18 protein-coding genes and 1 pseudogene are annotated in these 15,482 nt (G+C 44.8%); all 19 read left to right on the top strand.

Annotation, left to right across the window (positions count from 1 at the left end; all coding sequences use genetic code 11):
* Positions 1-66: 66 nt before the first annotated feature.
* Entirely contained in the window at positions 67-774 is a 708-nt protein-coding gene (locus tag ACZYR9_RS21895) for a response regulator transcription factor (RefSeq protein ID WP_174351125.1), read from the top strand.
* Positions 771-2,174 carry a sensor histidine kinase gene (locus tag ACZYR9_RS21890; RefSeq protein WP_141336102.1) on the top strand — a complete coding sequence of 468 codons (1,404 nt, stop codon included), beginning with the start codon at positions 771-773 and terminating at the stop codon, positions 2,172-2,174. Before ACZYR9_RS21895 ends, ACZYR9_RS21890 begins: the two co-directional genes overlap by 4 nt.
* Entirely contained in the window at positions 2,171-2,380 is a 210-nt protein-coding gene (locus tag ACZYR9_RS21885; protein WP_141336101.1) for an LPXTG cell wall anchor domain-containing protein, read from the top strand. The genes ACZYR9_RS21890 and ACZYR9_RS21885 overlap by 4 nt, the downstream gene beginning before the upstream one ends.
* Positions 2,377-3,579 (top strand): F510_1955 family glycosylhydrolase, encoded by a 1,203-nt coding sequence (locus ACZYR9_RS21880; RefSeq protein WP_488980569.1) that lies wholly within the window; start codon positions 2,377-2,379, stop codon positions 3,577-3,579. The genes ACZYR9_RS21885 and ACZYR9_RS21880 overlap by 4 nt, the downstream gene beginning before the upstream one ends.
* Positions 3,580-3,597: 18 nt before the next feature.
* Entirely contained in the window at positions 3,598-3,813 is a 216-nt protein-coding gene (locus ACZYR9_RS21875; RefSeq protein ID WP_488980568.1) for an SHOCT domain-containing protein, read from the top strand.
* 95 nt (positions 3,814-3,908) lie between these two features.
* Positions 3,909-4,181, top strand: coding sequence for a hypothetical protein (locus ACZYR9_RS21870; RefSeq protein ID WP_141336098.1), 273 nt, complete (start codon positions 3,909-3,911; stop codon positions 4,179-4,181).
* 165 nt (positions 4,182-4,346) lie between these two features.
* Complete coding sequence (locus ACZYR9_RS21865; protein ID WP_141336097.1) at positions 4,347-4,619, top strand: DUF2933 domain-containing protein; 273 nt, start codon at positions 4,347-4,349, stop codon at positions 4,617-4,619.
* A 309-nt stretch (positions 4,620-4,928) separates the two neighbouring features.
* Complete coding sequence (locus tag ACZYR9_RS21860) at positions 4,929-5,441, top strand: DUF6803 family protein (protein WP_141336096.1); 513 nt, start codon at positions 4,929-4,931, stop codon at positions 5,439-5,441.
* A 70-nt stretch (positions 5,442-5,511) separates the two neighbouring features.
* Positions 5,512-6,081 carry a DUF6803 family protein gene (locus ACZYR9_RS21855; protein ID WP_488980567.1) on the top strand — a complete coding sequence of 190 codons (570 nt, stop codon included), beginning with the start codon at positions 5,512-5,514 and terminating at the stop codon, positions 6,079-6,081.
* Between the two features lie 259 nt (positions 6,082-6,340).
* The gene (locus ACZYR9_RS21850; protein ID WP_488980566.1) at positions 6,341-8,332 is read left to right on the top strand and encodes a copper resistance CopC/CopD family protein; all 1,992 of its coding nucleotides are present in this window, start codon (positions 6,341-6,343) and stop codon (positions 8,330-8,332) included.
* Positions 8,333-8,821: 489 nt separating this feature from the next.
* The gene (merR, locus tag ACZYR9_RS21845; protein ID WP_488980565.1) at positions 8,822-9,217 is read left to right on the top strand and encodes a mercury resistance transcriptional regulator MerR; all 396 of its coding nucleotides are present in this window, start codon (positions 8,822-8,824) and stop codon (positions 9,215-9,217) included.
* Positions 9,218-9,414: 197 nt separating this feature from the next.
* Positions 9,415-9,717, top strand: a complete 303-nt coding sequence (gene merT / locus ACZYR9_RS21840) for a mercuric transport protein MerT (protein ID WP_155615816.1) — start codon at positions 9,415-9,417, stop codon at positions 9,715-9,717.
* A 14-nt stretch (positions 9,718-9,731) separates the two neighbouring features.
* Positions 9,732-10,064: a heavy-metal-associated domain-containing protein gene (locus tag ACZYR9_RS21835; RefSeq protein WP_155615817.1), complete on the top strand. Its 333-nt coding sequence runs from the start codon at positions 9,732-9,734 to the stop codon at positions 10,062-10,064.
* A 39-nt stretch (positions 10,065-10,103) separates the two neighbouring features.
* A complete protein-coding gene (gene merA, locus ACZYR9_RS21830; RefSeq protein WP_488980564.1) occupies positions 10,104-11,744 on the top strand; it encodes a mercury(II) reductase in 1,641 nt (546 codons plus the stop codon).
* A 72-nt stretch (positions 11,745-11,816) separates the two neighbouring features.
* Positions 11,817-12,372, top strand: a pseudogene (locus ACZYR9_RS21825) (HAD-IC family P-type ATPase); the annotation flags it as partial.
* A gap of 190 nt (positions 12,373-12,562) precedes the next feature.
* On the top strand, positions 12,563-12,874 hold the full coding sequence (locus ACZYR9_RS21820; protein ID WP_141336092.1) for an ArsR/SmtB family transcription factor: 312 nt from the start codon (positions 12,563-12,565) through the stop codon (positions 12,872-12,874).
* Between the two features lie 13 nt (positions 12,875-12,887).
* Positions 12,888-14,300, top strand: a complete 1,413-nt coding sequence (locus ACZYR9_RS21815; protein ID WP_488980563.1) for an arsenic transporter — start codon at positions 12,888-12,890, stop codon at positions 14,298-14,300.
* A gap of 39 nt (positions 14,301-14,339) precedes the next feature.
* The gene (gene arsC / locus ACZYR9_RS21810) at positions 14,340-14,765 is read left to right on the top strand and encodes an arsenate reductase (thioredoxin) (RefSeq protein WP_141336090.1); all 426 of its coding nucleotides are present in this window, start codon (positions 14,340-14,342) and stop codon (positions 14,763-14,765) included.
* A gap of 13 nt (positions 14,766-14,778) precedes the next feature.
* The gene (locus ACZYR9_RS21805) at positions 14,779-15,249 is read left to right on the top strand and encodes an ArsI/CadI family heavy metal resistance metalloenzyme (protein ID WP_488980596.1); all 471 of its coding nucleotides are present in this window, start codon (positions 14,779-14,781) and stop codon (positions 15,247-15,249) included.
* Positions 15,250-15,482 lie beyond the last annotated feature (233 nt).

Below are 15,482 nucleotides of genomic sequence, written 5' to 3'. Positions count from 1 at the left end.
AAGATTTGATAAGACCTTCATATTTTCAACATATTTTGAAGTAAATTAGGGATCGAGGGAATGCCAATGCCAAAAATACATGCGCTAGTCGTTGATGATGAATGGAATATGCGAAACCTTTTACGCATTTACCTAACCAAGAGTGGTTTTCAAGTTTCAGAAGCCAGTAACGGCCATGAAGCACTTGCGTTAATTGAACAACAACCATTCGATTTAATTTTGCTGGACATCATGATGTCCGGTATGGACGGGTGGGAAGTGTGCAAACGAATTCGTAAAACGAGCCAAACCCCTATTTTAATGCTGACGGCCCGTACTGAAACGAAAGACAAGGTACAGGGACTTAATATGGGGGCCGACGATTATTTGGTGAAGCCGTTTGAACCGGAAGAATTGATCGCGCGCGCATTTGCCTTGCTGCGGCGTAGCAGTATGGCCGATGCCACCGAAATTCGTCCTGCAGCCATCGTTTATCAGGACTTGCAAATCGATCCCGATGCTAGACAAGTGATGGTCAAGGATCAGATGATTGAGCTTACCCCCAAAGAATTTGACCTGCTGCGTTTTCTGGCACAGAATCCGAACCGGGCGTTCACGCGGGAAATCTGTTTAGACCAGGTTTGGGGCAGCGATTATTTCGGGGATACGCGCACTGTGGATACTCACGTGAAAAATATACGGGAAAAGTTACGCGCTACAGGACTGTCTTATGTGCCGATTCAAACCGTATGGGGCGTGGGGTATAAATTCCATCCGGTCGAGGATTCCAAATGAATGTGAACCGGATCGTCATCAAACTGGGCTCCACGATGATTTTGCTGTTTCTGGTCGTCCTCCTTCCATTGGGCTATGTGATTAATCAAATTTTTTCAGGTTTTTATTACAATCAGGTGCAGCAGCATATCGAGCGATTGGCTGCGCGGTATGCGAATGAGGTCGCCACCAGTCGGAGCACCATGACCGTTAATATGATCGAAATGATGTCGTCATTTTCGGATGTGAAAATGATGGTCGTCGATGCGGAAGGAAAAGTTATGGCAAATTCCGGCGTTGCTTGGAAACCGCAGAGCTCACCCATTCCGGAAGAAGAAATGCAGGAATTGATAAGAGGAAGGGCACTTGAAATGGAAATGGTCGACCCTGGATCAGGCGAACGTTTCCTTGCCTCCGGCCAACCGATCATTGTTGGACAACACTTTTACGGCGCAGTCTATGTGCTGTCCTCTGTTAATGGAATTGATCAATCCCTGCAAAAAGTAAGGCAATCACTGATTCTATCAGGTATAGGGGCTTTTTTCCTCGCGCTCGGCTTTACCTTCGTCCTTTCCCGTAAACTTTCGGACCCGTTGGTTCGCATGGAGACGGCGACGCGTCGGATTGCCCAAGGGGACCTGAACACCCGGGTTCAGATCCCTTCGAACGATGAAATCGGCTCTTTGGCCAAAGCCATCAATGATTTGGCGGTTGATCTGCAGCGGTACCGTGATACGCGAAGGGAATTTTTTGCGAATATTTCCCACGAACTTCGGACCCCCATGACGTATTTGGAAGGCTATGCAAAGGTGTTACGAGACGGGTTGTACGAGACGGAGGAAGAGAAACAGAAATATTTGGACATTATCCATCAAGAGTCGATTCGGTTAACGCATATGATTCATGATTTATTTGAATTATCGAAGATGGAGGAAGGCAAGATCATCCTTCACATGGAATGGATCGATTTGACCGAAGTCATGGATCATGTCATTCAAAAAGTGAAGCCAAAAGCAAAAAGTAAGGGACTGGATATTCGCGTGGAACAACCGGATCGGCTACCGCTGGTGTACGCCGATGGCCTACGAATGGGGCAGGTGTTTATGAATTTGCTAGACAATGCGATCCGTTATACGGAAACGGGCACGATTCAGGTGCAGCTCAGGCAAGAGCCTAGCCATGTGGTTACGATCGTGGAAGACAGCGGGATCGGCATTCCCCCAGAGGAATTGCCTTCTATTTTTGAGCGCTTTTATCGGGTGGAAAAATCGCGTTCCCGAGAACATGGAGGTACCGGGTTAGGACTTGCTATCGTCAAGCAGCTGGTGGACATGCAGGGCGGAACGATTCAAGTATCCAGCGTGTTAGGAAAAGGCACTCGTTTCGAAATTACACTTCCGATTGGAGGGGATAGCCAGTGAAATGGATCGAGTGGGTCATTGCCATATCCCTTGTGGTGATCGGTGTATCTTGTTTAACAATGTCGGCGACGTCCATGATGAATCCTGCTACAGTGAATCCGTATCTATACAACTTATTGCGTATATGTATGTGGATCGGCATTCCGGCTCTAATCGCGGGATTATTGTATCTCATATTCAAGAGAAAAAAAGGGGATCCGAAATGAAAAAAGTAATGAGCAAAATTTATCCGCTCATGTTCGCGGCAATGACTGTCTTTCCGGCTCAAATTTTTGCACATGGAACGGAAGAGGAACATCAAAGGGAAAGCCTGCTTGGGAATTATGTTTTCTTTGGCATCGTAATTTTATTCCTCATCCTTCTACTCAGCTTTATTCTTATCAGCAAAAAGGTGAAGCAGCTAAACAATGCAAAAAATGAAGCAGACCGGGCAAAACGGAAGCAGCTCGCCAAAGCGGCTAAGGTATTCAAATGGACGGCGATTGGTGCATTCGTGGCTGTACTCATCAGCGGGTTCGCCGTTCTAAGCGGAGGGTCCAAAACCACTGCAGAAACAGAAGCCCAGCAGTTGAAAGAGGTCACGATGGAGCATGCGCATGGGATGAGCTACTCTCCTGACGGGAACAAGCTTTTCTTTGCCGTTCATGACGGTCTTCGTGTTTACGAAAAGGATCAATGGCTACTTCCAGCCGGTGAAAAGCATGATTACATGGGTTTTTCCATGGTGGATGACGGGTTCTACAGCAGTGGGCATCCAGCACCAGGTTCGAACAAAAAAAATCCTTTCGGCATTGTTAAAAGCACAGATGAAGGAAAGAGTTTTGAAGCGCTTGCCCTTTATGGCGACATTGACTTTCATGGCATGAGTGTCGGCTACAAATCTCACACCATCTATGTTTTCAATCCTGAACCGAACGCCAAAATGAAAACGACCGGGCTCCATTATTCAACCGATGAAGCAAATAGCTGGACGAAATCGGCAATGAAGGGCGTGGAAGGACAGCCCGCGGCGCTTGCGGTACACCCGACCAATGAGGCGGTGGTGGCCGTGGGCACGGAAAAAGGTGTATTTGTGTCGAGAGATTACGGACAGCAATTTGAACAAATCGGACCTGTCGGGCAAATTACTGCTTTGTTCTTTAATGCACAGGGCAGCTTGTTTGCAGGTGGGATAGAAAATAAATCGGCAACATTAATCCGTATGGACATCGATGCGAAACAAACCGGGAATATCCATATCCCAGCTATAACGGAAGATGCCATCGCCTTCATCGCGCAAAATCCGGTTAATGAACAAGAGCTCGCCGTCATGACGTTCAATAAAGATGGATATACCTCATCAGACGGTGGCGAGAGTTGGACGAAAATTGTCGATCAGGGAAAGGGCACATCCACACAAAAATGAGGAAAGGGAGTGGTGCACATGATGGGGATGATGGGACCGGGTTGGAGCCTCTTTATGATGGTGTTCTGGATTCTGATCATTGGAATGGTCATTTATACCGTATTGCTGCTGGTGTCTAAAACGTTTCAGAAAAAAGAAGATCCGGCACTGAACATTTTGAAAGAACGGTTTGCCCGGGGAGAAATGGACCAAGACGAATTTGAACGGAAAAAGGCGGCATTAACCGGCAAATAAAACTTCATTGCCCCCTCATAGAATCATCACGTTTTCAACACATCTATGAATTAGACTATCCTTGTAAGAACAAAATATGGAGGAGGAGAATTAGCATGAAGAACAAAAAAACGTTGTTGATGGTTTCGTTTGCTCTTGCAGCGGTTTTGGTTGTGGGGCAAGGGGTGTTTGCCGCAAATGACAATAACATCGCCAACGGCAATATGAGCAACATGATGAACGAAAACAGCATGTCGGGCATGACGCAGATGATGGGGAACGAAAACATGCGGAAGATGATGAGTGCCATGAACTCCCCCGAAGGACAGGAAATGATAAGCGCATGCAGCACGTTTATGGATTCTTACGATGATAAGAAGAGAGATTGAACACAAAGTGCACATTGAGGGCAGAATAAGCGTCGAGGAATATGCGGTAACAAAAGCCGCGTTACTGCAAGAATGAAAATATATAACGCCAGTAGATCCCGGCATTTCCGGATACTGGCGTTTCAGTTATATTGGGATTATCTGAAAAGCGAGGGAGGAAGATCGATGAATTGGTTACAGTTGCTTGCTTTTTTAGCATGCCCTTTGATGATGCTCTTTTGTATGAAGGGCATGTTCGGTGGAAATAAAAATAAGAAAACGGGTGCGGTAAACACCTCTGTTTCTCAACAAGAGTCTCAGCAACTGCAAATTAAGATGGCGGATCTCATGGAACAAAACCATAAACAGATGAAGGAAATTGAGGATTTGAAGGCCAAGCAGTCAAACAACGTGGTCCAGCTCGCCGATGAAAGATTGTCAAAATGGGAAATATCCTAATCATTTTTTAGGATGCTTAATAACAGCGATGGGGTCTAGCCTCGTCGCTTTTTTGTTGCAGGGGCTACGGGATTTCGATTCAATTGGTGGAACTTCATCATTTCAACACAGATTCCCCACGTTTTGAACAAAACCTTTTTTTATAGTCATTGTTATTGATCATCAAGCGGTGGTCGCAAGGTTATGGAGACAGCAATCAACATTAGGGAGGGGATAGTCAGGGGGAATGCTACTTCATATGTTTCGATTCACAGAAATCGTACCACGTATATGTAAAACTAATCATTCAAAACAGAAGAGGTAACTTTTATGCAAATGAGTCATTTTATGCAACTACTTGGTGCAAATCATCCTTGGAATCTCATTATTTTTATGGCCATTCCGATGCTCATGATTGAAACGATCGCTGTTACCGAGTTTCACCTTATTTTTAATCGTAAAACTAGCGGTACTGTAAAGTTAATTAATAAGTTTTGCAGTATCTTCTTCGGATTTTATTTCACTGGCATTTCAATTTATCTCATGTTCAATGCAGTCATTCCGGTTACCCTTACCGGCGGTTGGCTAGGTTGGGTGGATGCAGCTGCGGTCATTATCAATGTGACAGGAATGTTGTTCACGCTTCCGCTGGCCTTGTTGGAATTAGGATTGATTTATAAGAAGAAATCAGCGGATCAAAAGCTGAAAGTTCATTTTATGCTGGTCAGCGGTTTCCTTATTATCGGCCATGTCGCTATGGTTCTAGGAATGGTTGATCCTGGTGTCATGAATCCGATGCCGATGAACGATAACATGGATATGAAAATGGACATGGAAATGTAAGCTACAGGTTCAATCATCAATGTTACGCTAAAAGTAAATGTGAAATTTCAACAAAGGAGAAACTGTTCATATGACGAATTATATGTCACTGATCATGGCAAACCAGCCATGGAATCTCATTATCTTTCTCGCCATTCCCATCCTGATGATTGAAGCCATTACCATTATGGAATTTTTTATTGTTTTTAAGCGTCAAACCAGCGGTACCTTAGTGCGGATCAATAAACTTTCTTCTATCTTTATTGGTTTCTATTTTACGGGCATTTCGATTTATCTCTTGAATACGTTAGTCATTCCACTTAGCCAAACAGGTGGATGGTTGACGTGGGTGGATGTCGTCGCGGTAGGGTTTTATATCATTACTCCGGTATTCCTTCTCCCTCTTGCACTTATGGAACTAGGACTCATTTTTAAACAGAAAACAGAGGAAAAACGGATAAAAATTCGTTTTGGGCTTATTAGCGCGGCTATCGTTGTCTTCTGTCTGATCGCAATGCCTTTCGGAGCGCTTAAGCCAAGTATGTTCAGTAACTCAACGGGGAGCGATAAGATGAACACGCAGATGGATATGAAAATGGATATGAAAATGGATATGAAGATGGATCAACAGATGGACATGAACATGGATATGCAAAAATAAATCAATTCACTCGAGAAATTGATGGCTGTAATTGAAACGACCGCTATAAGCGTCCCGATTCGGGGCGCTTTCAGCATGTATTGGGCCGGACCCCATCTATTATTGTTCAGTACTACTATTCAGCTTTACTGAATTTTCAAGGGTTGCCACGTCTCCGTATTTACTCCGTTCGCTGTTTGTAAGGCTGCTCACTTCAAATGGACGCAAAGGAGTCTTATTTTCCACACAGTTTCATCACATCTTTGCGCTAAAATCGGGAATGATCTTTGAGCTCTTTTGGAACATTGCAGGTGGGCTTCATATAAATAGAGGGGTGTCAAACATGATTCTAAACTCGATGCCATGGCAATGGAAATGGCTAGTAATCGTATCCGTTGTCGTTTTTTGTTTTGCTTATTTCTTTCCTGCGACGACGCAAGCACATTCCACTTTGGAGAAAACATTTCCTGCGGCTGGCGCCATCGTAGATAAGTCTCCTGCAAAGGTAGAACTTTGGTTTGAAGATCCCGTCATCGTCCACTCCGAATCCATCCAAGTGGTTGATGAAAAGGGAAATGAACTGCAACGGGGGAAACCATTTACCGATACTGAAGATCCGCGGCATATTATCTTATTTGTCCAGGAGAATCTTCCAGCGGGCGCTTATACGGTACAATACAATCTGATTGCTTTGGATGGTTTCGTCATTAGCGATCAGTTCAAATTTTTGGTCACAGAGTCAGAGGCGACCACCCAAACCGAAGATGAGTTTCGTTTAGTTAAATCGAACCCGATGGACGGGGAAATAGCTACTGTCGCGCCTGCACAAATGGATCTTTGGTTTTCGCACCCGGCCAAGGTCAGTGCGTTTGGGATTTTTGGTAAGGATACGAATGTTGTCACCAAGGAACCGTGCGCGGATTCCGCAGACCCCCGGCATATCATTATTCCTTTGGAGACGTCACCGTCTCCGGGTACATATCAAGTGACCTGGTATGCAGCTCCGCTCAATCCCGATGGCACAACGAACCAACGTGAATTCTTGGGGGTATTTTATTTTTCCGTAGGTGAAGTGACTTCCCTCGTGTCGAACCAGGACATCACGTTACCTCCAACCTTCAAAAATCCATTAGGTGTTAAGCATGTAGCGCATGCACTCGCATTTCTTGGATTATTGACACTCGTTGGCGGCACTTGGTTTCAGGCGATCATTGCAGGAAAAATGGGGGATTACAGGCCATGGACAAAGGTTTCCTGGTTGTTATACGGCTCCAGTGTGTTGGGGCTGCTCTTACTGATTATCGTAAGGCGCTTGGAACTTGGCAAAATACCGCTGTCCGAGTTTATGTCGTTACAGTTTGTCTGGATACCTATTGTGCAAATCATCCTCTTGTCGATCAGCACCTTCCTGCTGCGCAATAAACTACAGCTTGTAGGCTTGGTGGCCGCGGTTTTACTCTGGCCATTTTCAACCGGCCATTCCACCTACCCGCGTTATGGGGGATACTTCGCTGTGGGTATGGATATGGTCCACTTGCTTGCCATCTCGGTCTGGATGGGTGGATTATTGGCCCTTTTAGTGATGATTCCAAAAGATAATTCATTTTCCTGGCTGCAGCAGGCCGGCAGCAAATATGCCAAATGGGCGTTTTGGGCTATTATTTTACTCATTTTGACGGGCATTGGCATGACGCTTCAATACGTCCCATCTTTTACGGTGAGCAGCCTGATGGTTAGCGATTGGGGCAAAGCCATATTAATCAAGGTCCTACTGGTGTTAGCCATTGTCGCACTCGCGTATTGGCAGCGCCGCGGGTTGCAACGAATGTCCGAAAAAGCAATGAAGGCTTTGGTGCGCAGGGGAGTAATCGAACTCCTATATGCAATGCTTATTATTTTCGCAGCTACCGTACTCATTGAATCCTCGCCAAGCGCGGCAAGTCAGGGAATTTTCCCAAGCAGTAGCGTACAGCAAGATTTGAAAGTGAGTGTCGATATCTCTCCGCTCAGCCTGGCAACGAATGATATTTTTCTGCGTTTTGATGACAAACCTGCTTTAAAGCAAGTGAAAGTGAAATTATTTATGCCTCCGGATTGGACAAAGGAAAATACGGCGTTTGATCTCGGCGACGGCATGTATAAATTGACTGGAAACTATCTGCACGCTGCAGGCACGATTAATATGGAAGTGGAAGCCTGGAAAGCGGATGGCAGCAAAGTCGTTTTTCCCTTCCGCGTTGTCGTACCCGGCGAAATGCGGATGTATGAATAGTGGATCGATCATATGACCACATAAAAGATTTTCAGTAACATTAGGGCCATACTATGTTAGTTTGGAGTTGTTATTTGTGATCAAACGTCTCCTTTTCGCTTATTCATGCCCATTCTCCGATTGAAAAAAGGACTCCTGAAACGGATGCCCTTTTGGAACACGCGCCCAGCCAAAGCGATCTATACTTTGAAAGAAGTTCCGATTCATCATTAAGAAGTGCCTAACCGACACGCTACCAAAAGCTCTTGCACCCGTTTAATAGGGTATGACGCAGCTGCTCTATTACTCGAGTTCATGTTGTATAAATTGCAGTATTCTGAGGTCATTGTGCGCGATCTTTTCGGATTTAATTTTGTATGGACGCGATCATACAGATTGTATTGGTTGCCATTGGTTACGTTCTTATAACTAACACCATTTTGAGTGAATAAAAGTTCTTGACCCTGTACTATGGTACAGGGTTTATACTTTATTACGGGGTGAGAAAAGATGAAATATCGTACAGGAGACATTTCCAAACTATGCAACGTCAATAAGGAAACACTGCGTTATTATGAACGAAAAGGATTGATTCCCGAACCTGTAAGAAGTGATGTAGGTTATCGACTGTATCCCGAAAACACGAGGGACAGATTAATGTTCATTAAGCGAATGCAGGAGCTTGGTTTCACACTCTCCGAAATTGATAAATTGCTTGGCATTGTGGATAAAGACGATGTTAGATGCGCAGACATGTATGACTTTGTTGTCGAAAAACTGCAGGACGTTCAGCAAAAAATTAAAGACCTTCAACGAATCGAAACGATGTTATCTAATTTAAAAAAGCGTTGTCCTGATGAAAAAGCGATTCATGAATGCCCCATTATCGAAACATTAATTCGTTAGATTATTCCTTTGCTTGCTGGTACAACATTTGGGACTTATAGCGCGTTCATCAAACAACCGCTGGGATAATTTTCGGAAGCCTCTTTTCCTTTTCTTTGTTCATGATGTTTAAACGAATAGGGAAACAAGAGAAAACCGGGAAAACTAGCGCAGCGATAGATTGTTGCAGTATTCCAAAGCAAAAATGAGGTGTATTGATGAAGGAAAAAATGTCGAGTTTGGCCACTGTTTTTAGCGCTTTTGTGATGTCGGGTTGTTGCCTGGGTCCCTTAATTTTAATCCCCCTTGGATTAACAGGGTTTGCAGGAACACTCGCGATTTTCGCTACAAAGTTCCAATCGGTGCTTATGATTATTACTGTCGTTCTTCTAGCGATCTCTTTTTATTATGTTTATGGACGGCAATGCAAAAAGAAAAGTACGATTATCACGTTATGGATTTCGACTGTTTTGGTGTTGGGCATGTTTACTTATACCCTTTTGGCTAAGGGATACGTTTAAGGAAGGTGAATCTTATGAAAATAAGTAAAATCGCCTTGTTCACTGGATTGATGTTATCTTTTGCGCTTATCGTTTCAGCTTGCGGAACACCAAACGAAAGCAAAAGCGCTGTTACAGTCGCAAACGCAGAAAATATTGAAAAGGCGTCGTTTGAAGTCACAGGGTTAACCTGTGCGAGTTGTGATTTTGTTGTAGAAAGTGCCATAAAGAGTGTAGATGGTGTCCAGAATGTACAAATTAAAAGTAAGATCGGTTCTGGAACGGCGCAAGTTGAATTTGATAAAAGCAAAACGGATCTAAAAACAATTCAAAAAACGGTGATTGATTTAGGATATGGTATTCAATAAGTTGTGAAAAACTATCGTTAAGGTAGGTGTTTGTTTATTATGAAAAAATATCGAATCCAAGTGAAAGGCATGACCTGTACGGGCTGCGAAGAACACGTTGCAACAGCACTTGAAGGTATTGGGGCCAGAAATATTAAGGCCAGTTTTCGGCGGGGAGAAGCCACACTTGAATTACCAGACGACGTAAATATTGAAACCGCAAAGCAAGCCATCAACGAAGCGAAATATCAATCGGGAGATGCGGAAGTCATGGAGTCTTATGACAAACCGGTTCTCGACGGTAAGGGTGATTATGATTTATTGATTATTGGATCAGGTGGAGCCGCTTTTTCGGCCGCAATTAAGGCGGTCGAACATGCCGCAAAAGTCGCTATCATTGAACGTAGTACCGTAGGCGGAACTTGTGTAAATATTGGCTGCGTTCCATCCAAGACACTGCTTCGTGCCGGTGAAATCCATCATCTCGCTAAAAGCAACCCTTTCTTGGGGCTAACCACATCGGCTGGGTCAGTTGATTTGGCACAATTGGTTGAGCAAAAAGATGAACTTGTTGGCGAACTTCGCCAGCACAAGTATGTCGATTTAATTGAAGAATATGGATTTGAACTCATTCGCGGCGAAGCCAAATTTATTGATGAAAAAACGATAGAGGTTAATGATCAAAAGTTTAGGGCTAAACGATTTTTAATCGCCACAGGCGCTTCCCCTTCCATTCCGGACATTCCAGGTTTACAAGAAGTGGATTATCTGACTAGCACGTCCTTGTTGGAGCTGAAGCAATTACCCAAAACCCTTGCTGTTATTGGTTCGGGGTATATCGCCATGGAATTAGGTCAGCTGTTTCACCAATTAGGCTCACAAGTCACGTTACTGCAAAGAAGTCCACGGCTCTTGAAAGAGTATGACCCGGAAATATCCGACGCAGTGACCAAAGCATTAACAGAACAAGGCATTCAGGTTATTACCGGTGTAACCTATGAACGCGTTGAAGCCATTGGCGACCTGAAACAGGTTTATCTTTTGGTAAATGGCGAATACAAAGTAGTGGAGGCCGAGAAACTTCTTATCGCTACAGGACGAAAACCGAATACGGAAGCACTCCATCTTAGTGTGGCTGGAGTAAAAACAGGTTCACGGGGAGAAATCATTGTTGATGAATACTTAAGGACCGCAAACCCCAACATTTATGCGGCTGGTGATGTCACCATGGGTCCACAATTTGTATATGTTGCTGCTTATGAGGGGGGGATCGCGGCAGATAATGCTATCAGGGGATTAGAACGTAAGGTCAACCTTGAATCCGTTCCAGGCGTTACATTTACTTCCCCGTCGATTGCTTCTGTTGGATTAACGGAAGCACAGGCAAAGGCAAAGGGTTATGAAGTGAAGACGTCCGTTCTACCTTTGGATGCCGTTCCGAGAGCGCTTGTGAATCGACAAACAACTGGTGTCTTTAAGTTAGTCGCTGATTCAAAGTCGTTGAAAGTATTAGGTGCCCATATTGTCTCTGAAAACGCTGGGGAAGTCATTTACGCCGCGACATTAGCAGTAAAATTCGGTCTAACCGTTGAGGATTTACGTGAAAGCTTTGCGCCGTACTTAACGATTGCAGAAGGATTAAAACTGGCAGCTCTGACGTTCGATAAAGACGTTTCTAAATTGTCTTGTTGTGCTGGGTAAATCTCCCCCCGTTTGTTTTATTCGGGTCTGTAAAATAAAACGTGGAACCTTTGAAAACGAGAAAAAAATGGGCCGGTTTCGATTGTAACGGCCATAGGTAACGCCGCGAGAAACGGCGTGCTGATTAAAGGCGGGATTCACCTAGAGGAAACGGGCCATCTATCGGTCATTGCTTTTGATAAAACCGGGACGTTAACGAAGGGTATTCCGGCGGTGACCATATCGTTACAATGACAGGCCGCAGCATAAGTTTGAAGCGATTAAGCAACTAAAAGAAACCGGCAAAGTCGCGATGCTTGGTGATGGTGTGAATGACGCTCCGGCTTTAGCTAGTGCAACGGTTGGCATTGCCATGGGGGGAGCCGGTACCGACACCGCATTAGAAACGGCCGATATTGCGCTCATGGCCGATGATCTAACGAAGTTGCCCTTTACGATCCGATTAAGCCGGAATACGCTGAACATCATTAAACAAAACATTGCTTTTGCGCTGATCATTAAGCTGATCGCCTTGCTGCTGATTGTTCCGGGTTGGCTAACGTTATGGCTTGCCATCTTTGCGGATATGGGAGCAACGCTGATCGTAACGTTAAATAGCTTGCGGCTACTACGAACCAAGAGAGAGTGAAAACACCTGTCACGTTCAAACAACAAAGGCCCCTGCATCTGCAGGAGCTTTTTTTGTCGTTTCCTAAAGGCGTTATTTTCGATTTACAAACTGTTTACAATATAATTCATTGATTATATAAGCGAATTCGTATATATTTATTGGTGTGAAATACAATAGTATGGATACACCGCTTGAGGGGAGGTATGACATGGAACAAATCAATGAAGTGGCAGAGAACTTGAAACTGCTCGGAGATAAAACTCGACTCACGATGATGGCCTTATTGAAAGAACGCGCCCTTTGCGTATGTGATATCGTGGAGCTGCTGGAAACATCACAGCCCAACGCCAGCCAGCATTTGCGTAAATTAAAAGCCGCGGGGCTTGTGAACGAAACACGTAAAGGCCAATGGATTTATTATTCGTTAAATATTGAAGATAAGCCCTATATTCAGGCGATTATGGGCTACCTTCCATCGTTAAAAGAAAAAATCGATCAAATCAAAAATGATTGCGATTAGTGCGGAGGATTACATGGCTATTACTGCATTTCTTATTTTTTTAGTGACCCTAACGTTTGTCATTTGGCAGCCAAAGGGATTAAATATCGGCTGGTCCGCAAGTACCGGGGCGATTCTTGCATTAATTTTCGGCGTAGTGAGCTTCGCGGATGTCGGAACGGTAACCGGCATCGTGTGGAACGCAACCTTGGCGTTTGTAGCCATTATTTTAATCTCCCTGGTGCTCGATGAAATCGGATTTTTTGAGTGGGCAGCCTTACATATGGCACGGCTGGCACGTGGTAACGGTCTACTCATGTTTGTATTTATCATCCTGCTTGGTTCTGCGGTCGCGGCCCTGTTTGCCAACGATGGAGCGGCCTTGATCATTACGCCGATTGTGCTCGCCATGGTTCGGGCGCTTAAATTTGATGACAAGATGATCCTGCCGTTTATTATGGCGAGTGGGTTTATCGCCGATACGGCTTCATTGCCGCTTGTCGTCAGCAACTTGGTCAACATCGTATCTGCCGATTATTTCAACATCGGTTTTGCGGAATACGCGAGCCGTATGATTGTGCCGAATTTCTTTTCCATCATTGCGAGCCTGATTGTGTTGTATTTGTATTTTCGGAAAAACATCCCGAACAGCTACGATCTCACTCAGTTAAAAAAGCCGAAGGAAGCCATTAAGGATATGAGGCTGTTTAAATTATCTTGGGTCATTTTAGGGGCTTTGCTCGTCGCCTATTTCGTTAGTGAATTTTTCACCATTCCCGTGTCCATTATTGCCGGTATAGCCGCAATAGCGTTTCTTTTCGCCGCGAGAAAAAGTCCTGCGATTCATACCTGGAAACTCGTAAAAGGCGCGCCCTGGGCAGTCGTGATTTTCTCCATCGGCATGTATGTGGTCGTTTATGGTTTGCGTAATGCCGGGCTTACGGATGCACTAGGCAGCGTGATTCAAGCAGTCGCAGACAAAGGACTGTTTGCTGCTACCCTAGGCATGGGCTTTATCGCAGCGATCCTGTCGTCCATTATGAATAACATGCCAACGGTCATGATTGATGCACTGGCCATTCAAGGTACACAAACCGAGGGATTCATTCGAGAGGCGCTCATCTATGCCAATGTGATTGGTTCGGATTTAGGTCCGAAAATTACGCCAATCGGGTCCCTTGCAACCCTGCTTTGGCTGCATGTGTTATCCACCAAAAATGTCAAAATCAGCTGGGCCTATTATTTTAAAGTCGGCATTCTGTTAACCATTCCCACGTTGTTCATTACCCTCACCGGTCTTTATGCATGGCTTTATGTTCTCCAAACGCTACAGGTGAATGTATGGCTATGTATCGCAGCGATTGTTGGTGTGCTTGTGGTGGTTGCGATGATTATTAAGACTTTTTTGGGAAGTAAACAAGCTAAACGAGGGCATCAAGGCGCTTAACTGTTTCACCATTCGAACTCATAAAGGAGATTGTTCACCATGGAGAAAAAACCTTTAGTTTACTTTTTGTGCACCGGAAATTCTTGCAGAAGTCAAATCGCGGAGGGCTTTTTAAAGGCTTTGGGAGGCGACAAATATGAAGTGAAAAGCGCAGGTCTTGAAGCGCATGGACTAAATCCGCGTGCGGTTCAAGTAATGAATGAAGCTGGCGTGGACATTAGCAAAAACACTTCCGATGTAATCGATCCGGATATTTTGAATCGTGCCGATTATGTCATTACCTTGTGCGGCCACGCCGACGAGCATTGCCCTGTGATTTCCAACAAGAACGTCACCAAATGGCATTGGGGGTTTGATGATCCGGCAAAGTCTACCGGAACGGAAGACGAAATCATGAATCAGTTCCGCACCGTTCGTGACTCGATTAAGAGCCGGATTGAGCAGTTCGTCAAAGAAGGGAAATGAGGTGGATTCCATGATCAAACGAATGCATGTCGCATTAAACTGTACGGATCTAAACAAGTCCCTTGACTTTTATCGTGCTTTTTTTGGAGCAGAGCCCAGTAAGATCAAAGATAATTACGCCAAATTTGAATTAGAAGATCCGGCGCTGCATTTTTCGCTCAATGTCCGGCCGTTCGAGCAAAAAGGCGTGCTGAATCACTTGGGATTCCAAGTGAATGACACCGAGGAAGTGCTGGCGATGGGGGAGCGGCTTCGTCAAAGCGGGCTGCTGCTGATTGACGAGATGAATACTACATGCTGCTATGCGGTGCAGGATAAAGTTTGGGTGTATGACCCGGACGGCAACGCGTGGGAGATTTTCTACACCAAAGAAGATTCCGAATTTGAATCAGCCGGCGAAGCCAGGGATTTTTCATTGTGCTGCGCGCCGCCAGCGGCCCCGGTTCCGATTGAATTTGGATCATTTAAAAAAGTCCAGCGGTAAGATGTCAAGTCCCTGATTCGCGGTAATTGGAAATTCTTTTGATGGAAAATCGCTTTGAGTCAGGAAAAATGGCATCACGAAATAAACCCTGAGTAAAATCGAGCGATTTTTCCAGGATATACCTCGATTTTACTGGGAATTCCCAATGGGCTTCGCAGAAAGTAGGTGAGAAGCTTTAGGCGTTAGTCACCTTCCTCCGCGGCGTGTAGACTTGGTCGTTGCGTAGCAGCACA

The organism is Paenibacillus sp. F024 (genome assembly GCF_057814255.1).
This window is presented reverse-complemented; position numbering and strand designations above follow the sequence as displayed.

Excerpts from the sequence above, each read along its gene's own strand:
- ACZYR9_RS21895 (WP_174351125.1), top strand. The coding sequence starts at position 67 with ATGCCAAAAATACATGCGCTAGTCGTTGATGATGAATGGAATATGCGA.
- ACZYR9_RS21890 (WP_141336102.1), top strand. The coding sequence starts at position 771 with ATGAATGTGAACCGGATCGTCATCAAACTGGGCTCCACGATGATTTTG.
- ACZYR9_RS21880 (WP_488980569.1), top strand. The coding sequence starts at position 2,377 with ATGAAAAAAGTAATGAGCAAAATTTATCCGCTCATGTTCGCGGCAATG.
- ACZYR9_RS21875 (WP_488980568.1), top strand. The coding sequence starts at position 3,598 with ATGATGGGGATGATGGGACCGGGTTGGAGCCTCTTTATGATGGTGTTC.
- ACZYR9_RS21870 (WP_141336098.1), top strand. The coding sequence starts at position 3,909 with ATGAAGAACAAAAAAACGTTGTTGATGGTTTCGTTTGCTCTTGCAGCG.
- ACZYR9_RS21865 (WP_141336097.1), top strand. The coding sequence starts at position 4,347 with ATGAATTGGTTACAGTTGCTTGCTTTTTTAGCATGCCCTTTGATGATG.
- ACZYR9_RS21860 (WP_141336096.1), top strand. The coding sequence starts at position 4,929 with ATGCAAATGAGTCATTTTATGCAACTACTTGGTGCAAATCATCCTTGG.
- ACZYR9_RS21855 (WP_488980567.1), top strand. The coding sequence starts at position 5,512 with ATGACGAATTATATGTCACTGATCATGGCAAACCAGCCATGGAATCTC.
- ACZYR9_RS21850 (WP_488980566.1), top strand. The coding sequence starts at position 6,341 with ATGATCTTTGAGCTCTTTTGGAACATTGCAGGTGGGCTTCATATAAAT.
- merR (WP_488980565.1), top strand. The coding sequence starts at position 8,822 with ATGAAATATCGTACAGGAGACATTTCCAAACTATGCAACGTCAATAAG.
- merT (WP_155615816.1), top strand. The coding sequence starts at position 9,415 with ATGAAGGAAAAAATGTCGAGTTTGGCCACTGTTTTTAGCGCTTTTGTG.
- ACZYR9_RS21835 (WP_155615817.1), top strand. The coding sequence starts at position 9,732 with ATGAAAATAAGTAAAATCGCCTTGTTCACTGGATTGATGTTATCTTTT.
- merA (WP_488980564.1), top strand. The coding sequence starts at position 10,104 with ATGAAAAAATATCGAATCCAAGTGAAAGGCATGACCTGTACGGGCTGC.
- ACZYR9_RS21820 (WP_141336092.1), top strand. The coding sequence starts at position 12,563 with ATGGAACAAATCAATGAAGTGGCAGAGAACTTGAAACTGCTCGGAGAT.
- ACZYR9_RS21815 (WP_488980563.1), top strand. The coding sequence starts at position 12,888 with ATGGCTATTACTGCATTTCTTATTTTTTTAGTGACCCTAACGTTTGTC.
- arsC (WP_141336090.1), top strand. The coding sequence starts at position 14,340 with ATGGAGAAAAAACCTTTAGTTTACTTTTTGTGCACCGGAAATTCTTGC.